Below are 14,522 nucleotides of genomic sequence, written 5' to 3'. Positions count from 1 at the left end.
GCCGAAGGCCCCTCGCGAGAGCGAGGGGCCTTCGGCGTTTTTCCGTTCGGCCCGCCGCGGCGCGACTCGATCGTGCGATCGGGCCGACCATGTCCCCGCCCGGGGCCCACTCGTTGTGTGTGAGACGAAGGACACGCAACTAAGAGGGATTTAAAGATCGTCTTAGGAGAAATAGGACATAGGTCCCTAACATCTGACAAGTCGATCGATCAAGCTGGCGAGGTTCATGCCATCGCCCGAGCGAGCAGCCCGTCCGGGGCCTGCGGGAAGGTCTCCGTTGCCTCGAAAGCCCCGTGAACGCACGAAACGAACCGGCTGGCGCCGACTGATACCCACCTGGCGGACCGCACTGGTCGGCCTGGCCGCCTCGATGCTGCTCGGGGTCGGCCTGTTCGCGCTGGGCGTCGCCCTGGTCAAGGTGCCGGACGCGCACGCCGCGGCCACCGCCCAGTCCAACACCTGGCTGTACTCCGACGGGTCGCTGCTGGCCCGTACCGGGCAGACCAACCGGCAGAACGTCCCCCTGGACAAGGTCTCCGCGGACGCGCAGCACGCCGCGCTGGCCGCCGAGGACCGCAACTTCTACTCGGAGGGCGCGGTCAACTTCAAGGGCATGGCCCGCGCCGCCTTCAACACCGCCTCCGGCGGCGCCACCCAGGGCGGCTCGACGATCACCCAGCAGTACGTGAAGAACGCGTACCTGAACCAGAAGCAGACCGTCAGCCGCAAGGTCAAGGAAGTCTTCATCGCGTTCAAGGTGGACGCCACCCAGAGCAAGGACGAGATCCTCTCCTCCTACCTGAACACCTCGTACTACGGGCGCGGCGCGTACGGCATCCAGGCCGCCTCGCAGGCCTACTTCGGGATCGACGCCAGCCAGTTGAACGCCGCCCAGGGCGCGTACCTGGCGACCCTGCTGAACGCGCCCAGCGCGTTCGACGTGTCCTCGGCGACCGAGGCCGGCAAGGAGAAGGCGGTGGCGCGCTGGAACTACGTGCTCGACGGCATGGTGGCGGAGAAGTGGCTGGGCGCCGACGAGCGCAAGCAGCTGGCCTTCCCCGAGGTGCAGTCGCCGAAGTCCGCGCCGGGCCTGTCCGGGCAGGCCGGCTACCTGGTGGCCGCCGCCACCTCGTACCTGACCGACAACCACATCGTCAGCGACGCCCAGCTCGCCCAGGGCGGCTACACCATCACGCTGACCGTGGACTCCAAGAAGCAGCAGCAGCTCCAGGACGCGGTGCAGACCCAGCTGACCGACAACCTGAAGCCGGACGCCCGCAAGGTGGACGCGGCCGCGCAGGCCGGCGCGGTGTCGGTCGACCCGAAGACCGGCCAGGTGCTGGCGCTGTACGGCGGCGCCGACGCCACCAAGCACTGGATCGACAACGCCACCCGCACCGACTACCAGGCCGGCTCCACCTTCAAGGCGATCGCGCTGGCCGCCGCCCTGGACTCCGGGGCCCGCACCCAGTACGGCGACCGGATCAGCGCCGACACCGTCTACGACGGCACCAACCGGCGGGCCGTGCGCGGCGCCAAGGGCGTCCCCTACGCGCCGCCGAACGAGGGCGAGCGCTCGTACGGTCAGATAAGCCTCCAGCAGGCCACCGACTGGTCGGTGAACTCGGTGTTCGCGCAGCTCGCCCAGGACACCGGGCTGGAGAAGGTCCGCTCCACCGCGGTCGCGCTCGGCCTGCCCGCCGACACCCCGGGCCTGAAGGCCGTCCCGTCGATCCCGCTGGGCTCGGCCTCGCCGAGCGTGCTGGAACTCGCCGGCGTGTACGCCGCGCTGGACAACGACGGCCGGCAGATCACCCCGTGGCTGGTGAAGTCGCTGGAGTCCGGCGGCGAGCAGGTCGCGCTGCCCGAGCACAAGGCCACCCAGGCGGTCTCCAAGGACGCCGCCCGCGCCACCACCTCGATCCTCCGCGGCGTCATCGACGACCAGGGCGGCACCGGCTACCGGGCCGCCTCGCTGAACCGCCCGGCGGCCGGCAAGACCGGCACCACCGACGACTCCAAGTCGGTGTGGTTCGCCGGCTACACCCCCGAACTGGTCACCGTGGTCGGCCTGTTCGGTCAGGATCCGGCCACCGGCAAGCAGGTCACGCTGGACGGCGTCGGCGGCATGGGCAGCGCGGCGGGCGGCAGGTTCCCGGCGCAGATCTGGACGGCCTACATGAAGTCGGCGCTGGCCGGTCAGCCGGTCAGCTCCTTCTCCGGTGCGAGCCGGACACCGGCCACCACCGTGCCGTCCACGCCCACCGAGCCCGCCGCGCCGACCCAGAGCCCGTCCGCGACGGACGGCGCGACCTCCGCGCCGTCCCCGACCGCCGGCAACGGCGGCCGTCCGAGCTCGCGGCCCACCGGCGGCGCGGGCAACGGCAATGGGAACGGCAACGGGAACGGCGGTGACGGCGGGCAGACCCGGCCCACCCGCACCCCGTCGGCCACGCCCACCGGGGGCGCCACCACCACCCCGGCGCCGACCCCCACCGCGGGAACCGGCACCGGCGGCGGGCTGCTCGGCACTCAGGACCAATCAGCGGGATAGCGCCTTACGACGGAGGGGTTCGAGCTGACACAATGCGCCGATGCACAGCAGCTCGGACCCCTCCGCCATGTCGCTCGACCCGCGCCCGGCGCCCGATCTCCCCCTGACGCCCCACCACTCCTCCCCCACCCCGACCCGCCGCACCGCCAAGCTGGGGTTGCTGCTGGCACTGGCCTCCGCGGTCGCCTTCGGCGGGTCCGGGACGGCCGCGAAACCGCTGATCGAAGCCGGGCTCTCCCCCACCCACACCGTCTGGCTGCGGGTGGCCGGCGCGGCGCTGGTGCTGCTGCCGGTCGCCTGGAAGCACCGCGACGCGGTCCTGCGCCGGCCCGGCCTGCTGATCGGCTTCGGGCTGCTCGCCGTCGCCGGCGTCCAGGCCTGCTACTTCGCGGCGATCTCCCGCATCCCGGTCGGCGTCGCCCTGCTCATCGAGTACCTCGGCCCGCCGCTGCTGCTCGCCTACGTCCGACTCGTCCAGCGCCGCCCCGTCTCCCGCCGGGCGATGGCCGGCGCGGGCGTCGCGGTGGCCGGCCTCGCCCTCGTCGTCGAGGTCTGGCACGGCCTGTCCTTCGACCCGATCGGCGTCCTGTTCGCCCTCGGTGCGGCCTGCTGCCAGGTCGGCTACTTCGTCCTCGCCGCCGCCGGCCGCGAGGGCGAACGCCCCGTCGACCCGCTGGCGGTCTCCGCGTACGGCCTGCTGATCGGCGCGATCCTGCTCACCGCCTTCGCCCGCCCGTGGAACGCCGACTGGTCACTGCTCGCCCACTCCGTCACCATGAACGGCCACCACCTCCCCGCCCTGGTCCCCGCCCTGTGGATGGTCCTGGTCGCCACCGTCCTCGCCTACCTCACCGGCGTCGTCTCGGTCCAGTACCTCTCCCCACCGGTCGCCGGCGTCGTCGCCAACCTCGAAGCCGTCGTCGCCACCGTCCTCGCCTGGATCCTCCTCGGCGAACACCTCGGCACCCCCCAACTCGCCGGCGGAGCCCTCGTCCTCGCCGGCGCGTTCGCGGCCCAGTCGGCCTCTGCCACCAAGCACTGAGCCCGGACCGCAACCCCGCAGGCCCCGCCGACGGACCCGTCAGCCGGGGGCATGCGATGCAGGCAAAGTCGGGACCCCCGAACCGCCGGAGGCGACCCGCCGACGGCCGAGGAGCCCCTTTGACTCCGCAGGGACGCCGCGAGTTGTCAGGCGGGGAGCTCTACCGGCGAGGGGCGAGGTCGAGGCCCTCTCACCTCACCCCCGAACCGCCGGAGGCGACCTGCGGGCTGCGAGAGGAACACTCGGCTCCCGCCATCAACTGCCTCATGCGCCGCAAGGCCGCAAGGCCGCAAGGCCGCAAGGGATCCCGCCTCGGTAACCAGCGAATCGCCGGGCGACGAGGGGAGTCAGCAGTCCAGCTCGATCAACTCCCGGGCCCTGCAGCGCCGCCGGAGGCAACCCGGCCGCGACCGATCCGCCGCCGCGCGGCGAGCGGAAGGCTCGACCTCACCTCGTCGGTTCCCCCGAACCCCGGAGGCAGCCCTCGGCTCCGCAGGAGTCGTCGCGGACCGTCAGGCAGGGAGGGTCTGGCGGTGGGGGGCGAGGTCGGGGCCGGTGGTGGTGGGGAGGAACTCGGTGATGCGGTATTCGGTGGCGCCGGCCTGGGCGAAGGGGTCGGTGGCGGCGAGGGCCTCGATCGCGGATCGGCTCTCGGCGACGGCGATGATGACGCCGCCGTCGCGGGGCACCTTGCGGCCGGAGGCGAGGAAGGCGCCGGTCGCGTAGTGCTGCTCCAGCCAGGCGATGTGGGCGGGCAGCAGCGCCTCGATGCGCTCCAGCGGGGCGGTGTAGGTCAGCTCAAGGATGAACACCCGATCATCGTACGTTCTGGCGGCCACCGGGCCGGATCAGGCCCGACTCGTAGGCGGCGATGACCAGTTGGGCCCGGTCGCGGGCGGCGAGCTTCTGCAGCAGCCGGCCGATGTGGGTCTTCGCGGTGGACAGGCTGACGTGCAGGTGGGCGGCGATCTCCTCGTTGGACAGGCCGAGTCCGACCAGTACGAGCACCTCCCGTTCCCGTTCGGTGGTCCCGGCGAGCGCCGCCGGGACCGTCGCGGGCTCGGGCCGCCGGGTGTACTCCTCGATCAGCCGCCGGGTCACCCGGGGCGCAAGCAGCGCCTGTCCGGCCGCCACCACCCGGATCGCCTCCAGGAGTTCGGCGGGGCGGGTGTCCTTGAGCAGGAACCCGGCCGCGCCGGCCCGCAGGGCCGCGAACGCGTAGTCGTCCAGGTCGAAGGTGGTCAGCACCAGGACGCGGACGTCGGTCAGCACCGGGTCCGCGGCCAGCGCGCGGGTGGCCTCGATGCCGTCCAGCCGGGGCATCCGGATGTCCATCAGCACCACGTCCGGCCGTTCCCGGCGGGCGAGTTCGACGGCTTCGGCGCCGTCCGCGGCCTCGCCGACGGCCGTCAGGTCGGGCGCGGAGTCCACCAGCAGCCGGAAGCTGCCGCGCACCAGCGCCTGGTCGTCGGCGACCAGCACCCGGATCACCGGGCCACCGCCAGCGGGAACACCGCCGCGACCTCGAAGCCCCGCCCGGCGCCCCGCCCGGCGCGCCGCCCGGCCCGGAGTTCCCCGCCGTGCACGGCGACCCGCTCGCGCATGCCCGCCAGCCCGTGGCCGCCGCCGTCCGGGCTGCCGCCGCGGCCCTCGTCGGAGACGGTCAGCGCCAGCGCGTCGGGCCGGTAGTCGACCAGCACCCGGCAGCGGTCGGTGCCCGCGTGCCGCACCACGTTGGTGACGGCCTCCTGCACCACGCGATAGCCGGCGAGTTCCAGCCCGGGCGGCAACTCGCGCCGCTCGCCGAGCAGTTCGAGCTCGACCCGGACGCCGGCGGCAGCCGCTCGGCGGATCACCTCGTCGAGTTCGGAGAGTCTCGGCGCGGGCAGCCGGTCGTCGTCCGTGCCGGTGCGCAGCACGCCCAGCAGGGCGCGCATCTCGTCCAGCGCGGTGCGGCTGGTCTCCTCGATGGACGCCAGCGCGAGCCGGGCCTGCTCCGGCTGTTGCTCCGCGACGTGGTTGGCGACCCCGGCCTGGACGGCGATCACGCCGAGGCTGTGCGCCACCACGTCGTGCAGTTCGCGGGCGATCAGCAGGCGTTCCTCGCGCAGCCGGGAGCGTTCGTCCTCGATCCGGCGGCGACGGCGCTGGTCGGCCGCGGATCCGGCGGTCCAGCCGGTGACCAGGATCAGCACGACCGTCAACACCGCTGCCGGGCCGCCGATTTCTGGCCGTGCCCAGGGCCAGCGCAGGACACCGGCGCGGCACAGCACGGCGACCGCGAGGGCGGCCGCGAGCAGCGCGCCGGAGACCCGGCCGGGCAGCGCCCGCGGAACGGGGTGGAGCGCCACGGCGACGGCCACCCACGGCGCGGGCGAGGCCGCCGTCCCCGCGCTCAGCGCGGCCAGCGCGAGCACGGCCGACAGGACGGCGACGGGCCGACGGCGGGCGAGCGGCGCGGCGACGGCGGCCACCGCGACCATCGCCCAGTCCGCCGGGCGCGGGCCGGCGCCCACCGGGGAGGTCGACGGCGTTCCGGCCGGCAGCACGTCCCACGCCGCCAGTGCCGCGAGCCCGGTCAGCGCGGCGGCCGCGGCGGCGTCCACGACGGCCCGCGCCCGGGTGCCGAGCGGTCGGTGCAGATCCATGGGCGTCACGTTAGCCGCGGCCGGCAGCGGGCGGATCGGACCGGGGGACGACGGCGGCCGTCGTCCCCCGGTGCGACGGGAGCCCGCGCGGAGCCCCGGGACCGGCCTGCGGGACGGGCTGCGCTTCCGGCCCGGGGAACGACGCGGTGCGGGCCCGCCGGGCGGGAGGGTGTGCCGGGTCCGAAGGGTCGTACAGGAGGAGGGACTTGTGATCGAGGCGCGTGGTGCGGGGCGGCGCTTTCGCGGGAGGTGGGCGCTGCGGGAGTGCACGCTGGAGGTGCCGGCCGGGCGGATGGCGGGGCTGGTCGGCCCGAACGGGGCGGGCAAGAGCACACTGTTGCAGCTGACGGTGGGTCTGCTCGCCCCGAGCGAGGGCGAGTTGCGGGTGCTGGGCGGCCCGCCGACCGGCCCGCAGTCGGCCCGGATCGGGTTCGTCGGCCAGGACGCCCCGGTGCAGCGGTCGTTGACGGTGGCCGAGCACCTGACGCTCGGCGCGAAGCTGAACCGCCACTGGGACGGCGCGGGCGCGCGGCGCCGGATCGAGGAGCTGGGGCTGGATCCGGGCCGGCGGGCGGGCCGCCTCTCGGGCGGGCAGCGGGCCCAGCTCGCGTTGACGCTGGCGCTGGCCAAGCGCCCGGAGCTGCTGGTGCTGGACGAGCCGGTGGCGGCGCTGGACCCGCTGGCGCGACGGGAGTTCCTGGACGGCCTGGCGCGGGCCCGCGCCGACCACGGGACGACGGTGCTGCTCTCCTCGCACCTGGTCTCCGACCTGTCGCGGGACTGCGACCACCTGATCGTGCTCGGCCGCGGCCGGGTGCGGGCGGCCGGCCCGTCGGCGGAGCTGCTGGGCGGCCGCGACCTGGAGGAGTACGTGCTGGAGCGGCTGGAGGAGGCGCGATGACCTGGTTGACGTGGCGTCAGTACCGGATGCACGGATGGCTGGCACTGGCCCTGCTCGCCGCGGCCTGCGCCGCCCTGCTGCCGACCGGCGGCCGGCTGGCGGACCTGTACGACTCCAGCGGGCTGCCCGGCTGCGCCCGGACGGGGGTGGGCTGTGCGCAGGCCCAGTCGGCGTTCGCCGCGGCGGTGCGGGCCGACCCGGCCGTCACTTCGCTGTTCTACCTGGGAGTGGCGGTGCTGCTGGTGCTGCCGGCGGTGCTCGGCATGTTCGCGGGGGTGCCGCTGGTGGCCCGCGAGCTGGAGTCGGGGTCGTTCCGGCTGACGTGGACGCAGGGCGTGACCCGGACGCGGTGGCTGGTCGTCCGGCTGGCCCTGGTCGGCGGCTCGGTGCTCGCGCTGTCCGGGCTGCTGACCTGGCTGGCGAGCCGGTGGGCGGCGCCGCTGGACCGGGCGGCTGCGCTTCCGGGCGGGGACGGCGGGTCGGCGCTGCCGGGTCGGTTCGGTCCGCTGGTGTTCGCCGCGCACGGCCTGGCGCCGGCGGGGTGGTCGCTGTTCGGCTTCGCGGCGGGGGTGGCGGCGGGGTTGCTGCTGCGCCGCCAGGTCGCGGCGATGGCCGTGGCGGCGGCGGTCGTGGTGGCGGCGCAGGTGCTGGTGCCGCTGGTGGTGCGCCCGCAGCTGGCGGCGCCGGTGCGGGCGGAGAGCGCGGTGGTGCTGGCGCCGGACCGGCCGGGGGCGATCCGGATCGAGGGCGAGCGGCTGTACGTGTCGACTCCGGTGGCGGTGCCCGGCGCCTGGGTGGTGTCGGTGCGGACGCTGGCCGCCGACGGCCGTCCGTTCACTGCGGCCGCCCCCGAGGCGTGCGGGCCGGACGGCTCGCCCCGGCTGTGCCGGGAGACGATCGACGCGATGCACCTGACGCAGCGCGTCGACTACCAGCCGGCCGGGCGCTACTGGGCGTTCCAGTGGACGGAGGCCGGGGCGCTGGCGCTGCTCTCGGCGGCTGTCGCGGTGGGGTGCGCGGTGCGGCTGCGGCGAGGCGTGGCGGCCTGACGGGCGGTCAGCGGCCGGTCCAGCCGAACCAGGTGACGTGGCCCAGGGGCCAGACCACGGCGGCGGTCGGGCCGACCACGTTGTCGACGGGGACGGCGCCGCCGGCCGGTCCTTCGCGGTGGTAGCGGGAGTCGGCGGAGTCGCTGCGGTGGTCGCCCTCGACCCAGATGTGGTCGGCGGGGACCGTGACGGGGCCGAAGTCCAGGCCCGCGCAGGAGTCGTCGCCGGGGTGCAGGTAGGGCTCGGCGACGGGCTGGCCGTCGACGGTGAGGGTGGTGCCGCGGCAGGCGACGGTCTGGCCGCCGGTGGCGATGACCCGCTTGACCAGGTAGTCGTCGCCGGGCGGCAGCAGGCCGATCGCGCTGAGGCCGGAGTGGATCGCGCCGGTGAAGGCGTTGCTGTCCTTCGGGGTGGGCGGCAGCCAGCCGCCCGGGTCCTTGAACACCACGGGCTCGCCCGGCTCGGGCTTCCAACCGGTCAGCGGGGCGAGCTTGTTGACCGCGACCCGGTCGCCGATCTGCAGGGTGTTCTCCATCGATCCGGACGGGATGGAGAACATCTGGAACAGGCAGGACTTGATCACCACGGCGACCAGCAGGCCGACGGCGATCATCACGGGCAGTTCGACGTACCAGGGCCGACGCCTGCGCCAGCCCTGTTCCTGCGTGGTCTCCTCGGTCACCGCAACCGACACCGACACCGCCTCCTCCGAAGGACAGCACGCTAACCCGCCCGCCGGACGGGGCGAAATCCGGCCCTTACGCGGACCGGACAGAGCCGTCAGTTCCCGGGGCGGCCGCTGTCGCCGGCGATCGCCTCGTGATGCCTGATCACCTCGGCGATGATGAAGTTGAGGAATTTCTCCGCGAACACCGGGTCGAGGCGGGCGCTGACGGCCAGTTCGCGCAGCCGGGCGATCTGCCGGCGCTCGCGCTCCGGGTCGGCGGGCGGCAGCCGGTGCTCGGCCTTGAGCCGGCCGACCTGCTGGGTGGCCTTGAAGCGCTCGGCGAGCATGTGGACGACGGCGGCGTCGATGTTGTCGATCGACTCGCGCAGGCGGGTCAGCTCGGCCCGCACGGCCTCGTCGATCTGCCCGGGGGAGGTCGCTTCCGGGGCGGGGGTGGGCTGGTCCGTCATGGCGGTGGCTCCGATGCGGGTTCGGGTGGGCGCCGGGTGCGGCGGAGCGCGGCGGACGGGCCGACCCGGGCGCGGGCGAACGGCCAATCTAACAGGGCAAACACGGCGTTCCCGCCCGATCGGGCGACACGTTCCGGGATGTGGGACGGCCGCCGGACGGACGGCCGCGCGCTGATCCGACGAGAACGGTCGGCCAGGCCCTAGGCTGGGCGGGCCGCGGCCGCAAGTGCGGTCGCGGGTGGAGCAGTTCGACCGGCAGTCCCCCCTACAGGAGGTACCTGATCGTGGCTACGACCCGCACCGCGCACACCGAGTGGGAGGGCAACCTGCTCGACGGCAAGGGCCTGGTGACCTTCGACTCCTCGGGCATCGGCGAGTTCCCGGTGTCCTGGCCGTCCCGGGCCGAGGCCGCGAACGGGAAGACCAGCCCGGAGGAGCTGATCGCGGGCGCGCACTCGGCGTGCTTCTCGATGGCGCTGTCGCACGGCCTGGCCGGTGCCGGCACCCCGCCGACCAAGTTGGAGACGAAGGCGGACGTGACCTTCCAGCCGGGCACCGGCATCACCGGCATCCACCTGACCGTGGTCGGCACCGTCCCGGGCCTGGACGAGGCGGGCTTCGTGAAGGCCGCCGAGGACGCGAAGGCGAACTGCCCGGTCAGCCAGGCGCTGACCGGCACCACCATCACGCTCTCCGCGTCGCTGGCCTGACCCGTCCGACCCCGCCCGACCTGCTCACGCTCACGCCCCGCTACGGCGCGTGAGCGTGGGCGTACGCCCCCGGCGTGCACCAAGTCCGGTGCGCGCTGGGGGTCTCGCACGTTTTGTCGAAGGACATCTGCGGACAATCCGCCCGAATCACCCCGGCGGCGGTCGCGCACAGTTACACCGGCGGCCTATGATCGGCGGACGTGGCCCGAGGCCGCCGGCAGCTCCCCGGTCCGACCGGGGGCGACCGGACGGAGCGGGACCGCGGGCCGGTCCCCGCCCGCTCGGGTGTCGACCGTGATCAGTGGCAGCAGCGGACGGGAGCGTGCCGTGCCGGGCCGGAACGTCGGGGCCGACGCACACCATCAGGGTGGGCGGCCCGAAACGCCGCGCCCGCAGGACGGGGGGACCGCCTCGAAGGCGACCACCGGCCCGCCCCGGATCTGCACCGTCTGCGGCAGCCTGCTGAGCGCCGACTCCGTGCACCTGGCCGACGCGCTGCGGGCCAGCGAGTCGCGCTTCCGCGCCGCGTTCTCCGACGCCGGCATCGGCATGGCGCTGATCGACACCGATGATCTGGTGATCGAGGGCAACCCGGCGTTCGCGGCCATGCTCGGCCGGGAGACCGCCGAACTCTCCGGCCTGCACATCCACCAGATCATCGATCCGGAGGACCCGTCCCGGCTCCGCTACCGCGAGCTGGTGCGCGGCGAGCGCGACCGGATGCGCACCGAGAAGCGGCTCAAGCACCGCGGCGGGCGCGAGGTCTGGGGCCGGGTCACCGTCTCGCTGATCCGCGACGGCGCGGGCCTGCCGTACTACACGCTGGTGATGGTCGAGGACATCACCGAGCAGCGCCAGCTCGGCGACCGGCTCGCCTACCAGGCGCTGCACGACCCGCTGACCAGGCTGCCGAACCGGGCGCTGTTCTTCGAGCGTCTGGAGTCCGCGTTCAAGCCGGCCGGTCCGGCCGGGTCGCAGGACGTGGACGGCGAGCCCCGGATCGGGCTGTGCTACGTCGACCTGGACGGCTTCGCGGCCATCAACGAGACCCTCGGCCACCACATCGGCGACCAGCTGCTGGTCGCCGTCGCCGCCCGGCTGGAGCACGGATTCGCCGACGGCGAGGGCCACTTGGTGGCCCGCCTGGGCGGCGACGAGTTCGCCGTGCTGGTCACCGACAGCTCCGGCCACCAGCAGCTCACCCACCTGGCGGCCGGGCTGATGGGCGCCCTGGAGCGGCCCTTCGAGGTGGCCGGGCACCGGCTGACGGTGACCGCCTCGATCGGCGTGGTGGAGCGCCCGGTGCGCGGCTCCACCCCCACCGACCTGATCCGCGACGCCGACTCCACCCTGTACTGGTCGAAGGCCGACGGCCGGGCCCGCTGGACGCTGTACGACCGCGACCGCGGCGCCGACCAGCTGACCCGGCACCTGCTGGCCACCGCGCTGCGCCCGGCCGTGGAGCGCGGCGAGTTCGTCGTCGAGTACCAGCCGCTGGTGGGCCTGGCGGACGGCGCGGTGCACGGCGCGGAGTCGCTGGTGCGCTGGCGCCACCCGCGCTACGGGCTGCTGTCGCCGGACCGTTTCATCCCGCTCGCCGAGGAGTCCGGGGCGATCGTGCCGCTCGGCAAGTGGGTGCTGGAGGAGTCCTGCCGCCAGGCCCGGCGCTGGCTGGACGACTTCCCGGGCTCGGAGACGTTCATCTCGGTGAACCTGGCCGCCCGTCAGATCTGGGACTCCGACGTGGTCGCCGACGTCGCCGAGGTGTTGGAGCGCACCGGGCTGCCGACCCGGCTGCTGCAGCTGGAGATCACCGAGAGCGCGATCCTCGGCCCCAGCGGCCGCCCGCTGCAGGCGCTGCAGGCGCTCGCCGACATGGGCGTGCGGATCGCCATCGACGACTTCGGCACCGGCTACTCGAACCTCGCCTACCTGTCCCGGCTGCCGGTGCACGCGCTGAAGCTGGACGGCACCTTCATCGAGGCGTTCCGGGAGAGCGCGCCCGGCGACGGCGGGCGGCGGCGCGCCGCCGACGAGCAGATCGTCGGCGCCGTCGTGCAGTTGGCGCACGCCCTGGGCCTGACCGTCACCGCCGAGGGCATCGAGAACGCCGCCCAGGCCGAGCGCCTGCGGCAGACCGGCTGCGACTTCGCCCAGGGCTGGCACTTCGCCCGCCCGGGCGCCCCCGACCGGATCGCGGAGATACTGCGGGAGCGCCCTCGCCGGTGAGCCGTCAGCCGGTGAGGCCGTACGCCTCGGCGATCATCCCGTAGGACGTCAGCCGGTTCTGGTGGCCGTGGATGTGCGAGGTCACCATCAGTTCGTCCGCGCCGGTGCGCTTGCGCAGCGCCTCCAGGCCGTCGACGACCTCCTCGGGGGTGCCGAGCACCACGTCGGCCAGCCAGGAGTCCACGAAGTCCTCCTCGGCCGAGGTGTAGGTGCGCGCGGCGGCCTCCTCCGGGGTGGGGATCGGCCCGGGCCGGCCCAGGCGCAGCCGCAGCATGCCGAGGGCGGCGGAGCGGGCCAGCCACAGCGCCCGCTCGGTGGTCTCGGCGGCGACCGCGTTGACCCCGATCAGCGCGTACGGCTCGGACAGCACCTCGGACGGGCGGAAGTTGTCCCGGTACAGGTCGAGCGCGGGCACCGTGTTGGCGGCGCTGAAGTGGTGCGCGAAGGCGAACGGCAGGCCGAGCCGGGCGGAGAGCTGCGCGGAGAAGCCGGACGAGCCGAGCAGCCAGATCGGCGGGCGGGTCGCGGAGCGCGGCACCGCCACCAGCCGGGCGTACGGGTGGCTGCCGGGGAAGTCGCCGTCCAGGAAGTGGGTGAGCTCGGCGAGCTGGCGCGGGAAGTCCTCGGCGCCGTCGGCCAGGCCGCGGCGCAGGGCCCGGGCGGTGGCCTGGTCGGTGCCGGGGGCGCGGCCGAGGCCGAGGTCGATCCGGCCGGGGTGCAGGGCCTCCAGCAGGCCGAACTGCTCGGCGACGGTGAGCGGGGCGTGGTTGGGGAGCATCACGCCGCCGGAGCCGAGCCGCAGGGTGCTGGTGTGCGCGCCGAGGTGGGCGAGCAGCACGGCGGGCGCCGAGGAGGCGACGCCGGGCATGCCGTGGTGCTCGGCGACCCAGAACCGGTGGAAGCCCCAGCGCTCGGCGCTGCGGGCGAGTTCGGTGGTGGCGGCGAGCGCCTCGCCAGCGCTGTGGCCGGCGCCGATGGTGGCGAGGTCGAGGATCGAGAGCGGGGCGGGGGCGGTGCCGACGGCCCGGCCGCGGATCCTGTCGTCGTCGCCGGGGTGCCGGTCGGTCGGTGCGGTGGTCATGCGGCGCGTCCTCCTGGTGCCCCGGCCCGGTGCCCGGGCGTCCGACGGAGGACAACCCGTCAACCGGCCGGGCTGTTCCCGCCGGCCGGGGCGAATCACCAACGAGGCACTGCCGCTGGCGAGTTCACGCCACCGCGAGAAGTCGCCAGCGGCGATGGTCGAGCCGGGCCCCGGGGATGCGGCAGGCTGGTGATCGTCGCGGACGACCTACCGGCTCCGCGCACCGCACCGGAGTCGCGGGCTCGACCAGCGCCGCGGATCCCCCGAGCCCCCGCAGCGGCACCCCGCCGGGGGCTCCCAGCCGTGCCCGGACACGTGTGCGGCATCCCACACGGGGGTGCTTCAGGTGATGAAAGGTGTCCGCGCTAGCGTTGACCCTCGTTGCAGCTGCCTCTCCCCCGGGCGGGCTGGAGGGAGAGAACCTTGGACGCCGACGCGGTGATCGCACCTGCGTGGTACTGCGCGCTCGCGCTGGTCGCGGTGCTCGGTGACGCCTTCCTGCCGTTTCTGCCCAGCGGGACGCTGGTGATCCTGGCCGTGCTGAAGACCGGCCAGGTGGGCGGCTCGCCGCTGCCGCTGGCCGCGGGCGTGGCGGTGGCGTCCTTCCTCGGCGATCTGCTGCTGCTCCAGCTGGCCCGCCGCGGCGCGCCCGCGGTGAACCGGCGCCTGGCGCGCCGGCCCCGGCTGGCGGCCAACGTGGCCCGGGTGCAGCGGGCGCTGACCGGCCGCACCACCAGTCGGACGGCGGCGGCGATCGTGATCGTGGCGCGTTTCGTCCCCGCCGGGCGGACGGTGCTGGACCTGGCGGTCGGTCACTCCCCGAACCGGCCGTGGACCTTCCTGCGCTGGTCGGCGGTGGCCGCGGTGGTGTGGGCGGCGTACATCGTCAGCCTCGGCTGGCTGAACCTGCACTGGTTCGACACCGAGTGGTTGAGCCTGGCGATCTCCTCGGTGGCGGCGACGGCGATCAGCAGCCTGGTGGTCCAGGTGGTGCGCCGACGCCGCCGGCTGGCGGTGCTGGTCGAGGGCGAACCGGTCTAGCACCGCCGCTGCCTCGGGGTTTGTGTCCCAGGACGGCAACAGGACGGCCGTGGCGGGAGCCGGACGAAGTCGATTCGCGTGATGACCGGTTGAGGGTGGGCGGCGTTGGACCGCCCGTCCCGGGCATGCC

General features: G+C 74.4%; 13 protein-coding genes. 7 read left to right on the top strand and 6 right to left on the bottom strand.

The window, feature by feature from the left end:
* Positions 1–277 precede the first annotated feature (277 nt).
* Together ACI1MP_RS24670 and ACI1MP_RS24665 are read left to right on the top strand one after the other, a co-directional pair.
* Positions 278–2,554, top strand: coding sequence for a transglycosylase domain-containing protein (locus tag ACI1MP_RS24670; protein ID WP_380341657.1), 2,277 nt, complete (start codon positions 278–280; stop codon positions 2,552–2,554).
* A gap of 40 nt (positions 2,555–2,594) precedes the next feature.
* Positions 2,595–3,596 carry an EamA family transporter gene (locus tag ACI1MP_RS24665; protein WP_404869490.1) on the top strand — a complete coding sequence of 334 codons (1,002 nt, stop codon included), beginning with the start codon at positions 2,595–2,597 and terminating at the stop codon, positions 3,594–3,596.
* Positions 3,597–4,108: 512 nt separating this feature from the next.
* On the opposite strand, the gene ACI1MP_RS24660 is transcribed toward ACI1MP_RS24665, so the two are convergent.
* From ACI1MP_RS24660 to ACI1MP_RS24650, 3 genes are read right to left on the bottom strand one after another with little or no spacing between them, the layout of a single operon-like run.
* Entirely contained in the window at positions 4,109–4,408 is a 300-nt protein-coding gene (locus ACI1MP_RS24660; protein ID WP_100588661.1) for a YciI family protein, read from the bottom strand.
* A gap of 4 nt (positions 4,409–4,412) precedes the next feature.
* Positions 4,413–5,087 carry a response regulator gene (locus ACI1MP_RS24655; RefSeq protein WP_380341666.1) on the bottom strand — a complete coding sequence of 225 codons (675 nt, stop codon included), beginning with the start codon at positions 5,085–5,087 and terminating at the stop codon, positions 4,413–4,415.
* On the bottom strand, positions 5,084–6,244 hold the full coding sequence (locus tag ACI1MP_RS24650) for a sensor histidine kinase (RefSeq protein WP_404869489.1): 1,161 nt from the start codon (positions 6,242–6,244) through the stop codon (positions 5,084–5,086). Before ACI1MP_RS24650 ends, ACI1MP_RS24655 begins: the two co-directional genes overlap by 4 nt.
* Positions 6,245–6,452: 208 nt before the next feature.
* On the opposite strand from ACI1MP_RS24650, the gene ACI1MP_RS24645 reads away from it, so the two are divergent.
* Positions 6,453–7,145, top strand: a complete 693-nt coding sequence (locus tag ACI1MP_RS24645; protein ID WP_380341671.1) for an ABC transporter ATP-binding protein — start codon at positions 6,453–6,455, stop codon at positions 7,143–7,145.
* On the top strand, positions 7,142–8,194 hold the full coding sequence (locus ACI1MP_RS24640; RefSeq protein ID WP_404869488.1) for an ABC transporter permease subunit: 1,053 nt from the start codon (positions 7,142–7,144) through the stop codon (positions 8,192–8,194). The genes ACI1MP_RS24645 and ACI1MP_RS24640 overlap by 4 nt, the downstream gene beginning before the upstream one ends.
* A gap of 7 nt (positions 8,195–8,201) precedes the next feature.
* Here the strand turns inward: ACI1MP_RS24640 and lepB are convergent, their stop codons facing one another.
* Positions 8,202–8,888, bottom strand: coding sequence for a signal peptidase I (gene lepB / locus ACI1MP_RS24635; RefSeq protein ID WP_380341676.1), 687 nt, complete (start codon positions 8,886–8,888; stop codon positions 8,202–8,204).
* 86 nt (positions 8,889–8,974) lie between these two features.
* The gene (locus ACI1MP_RS24630) at positions 8,975–9,331 is read right to left on the bottom strand and encodes a chorismate mutase (protein WP_100588655.1); all 357 of its coding nucleotides are present in this window, start codon (positions 9,329–9,331) and stop codon (positions 8,975–8,977) included.
* A gap of 284 nt (positions 9,332–9,615) precedes the next feature.
* Here ACI1MP_RS24630 and ACI1MP_RS24625 point away from each other — a divergent pair, with 284 nt between their 5' ends.
* The gene (locus ACI1MP_RS24625) at positions 9,616–10,041 is read left to right on the top strand and encodes an OsmC family protein (RefSeq protein WP_043916387.1); all 426 of its coding nucleotides are present in this window, start codon (positions 9,616–9,618) and stop codon (positions 10,039–10,041) included.
* 327 nt (positions 10,042–10,368) lie between these two features.
* Positions 10,369–12,270, top strand: a complete 1,902-nt coding sequence (locus tag ACI1MP_RS24620) for a bifunctional diguanylate cyclase/phosphodiesterase (RefSeq protein WP_100588730.1) — start codon at positions 10,369–10,371, stop codon at positions 12,268–12,270.
* Positions 12,271–12,274: 4 nt separating this feature from the next.
* Here ACI1MP_RS24620 and ACI1MP_RS24615 read toward each other — a convergent pair whose 3' ends face one another.
* Positions 12,275–13,351, bottom strand: coding sequence for an LLM class flavin-dependent oxidoreductase (locus ACI1MP_RS24615; RefSeq protein ID WP_380341681.1), 1,077 nt, complete (start codon positions 13,349–13,351; stop codon positions 12,275–12,277).
* A 423-nt stretch (positions 13,352–13,774) separates the two neighbouring features.
* Here ACI1MP_RS24615 and ACI1MP_RS24610 point away from each other — a divergent pair, with 423 nt between their 5' ends.
* Positions 13,775–14,392: a hypothetical protein gene (locus ACI1MP_RS24610; protein ID WP_380341683.1), complete on the top strand. Its 618-nt coding sequence runs from the start codon at positions 13,775–13,777 to the stop codon at positions 14,390–14,392.
* Positions 14,393–14,522 lie beyond the last annotated feature (130 nt).

This window comes from Kitasatospora griseola, from assembly GCF_044999035.1.
In the GTDB taxonomy this organism is placed as follows: Bacteria; Actinomycetota; Actinomycetes; order Streptomycetales; family Streptomycetaceae; genus Kitasatospora; species Kitasatospora griseola.
The sequence above is the reverse complement of the archived record's forward strand: the minus strand, read 5'-3'. Positions and strand labels throughout refer to the sequence as shown.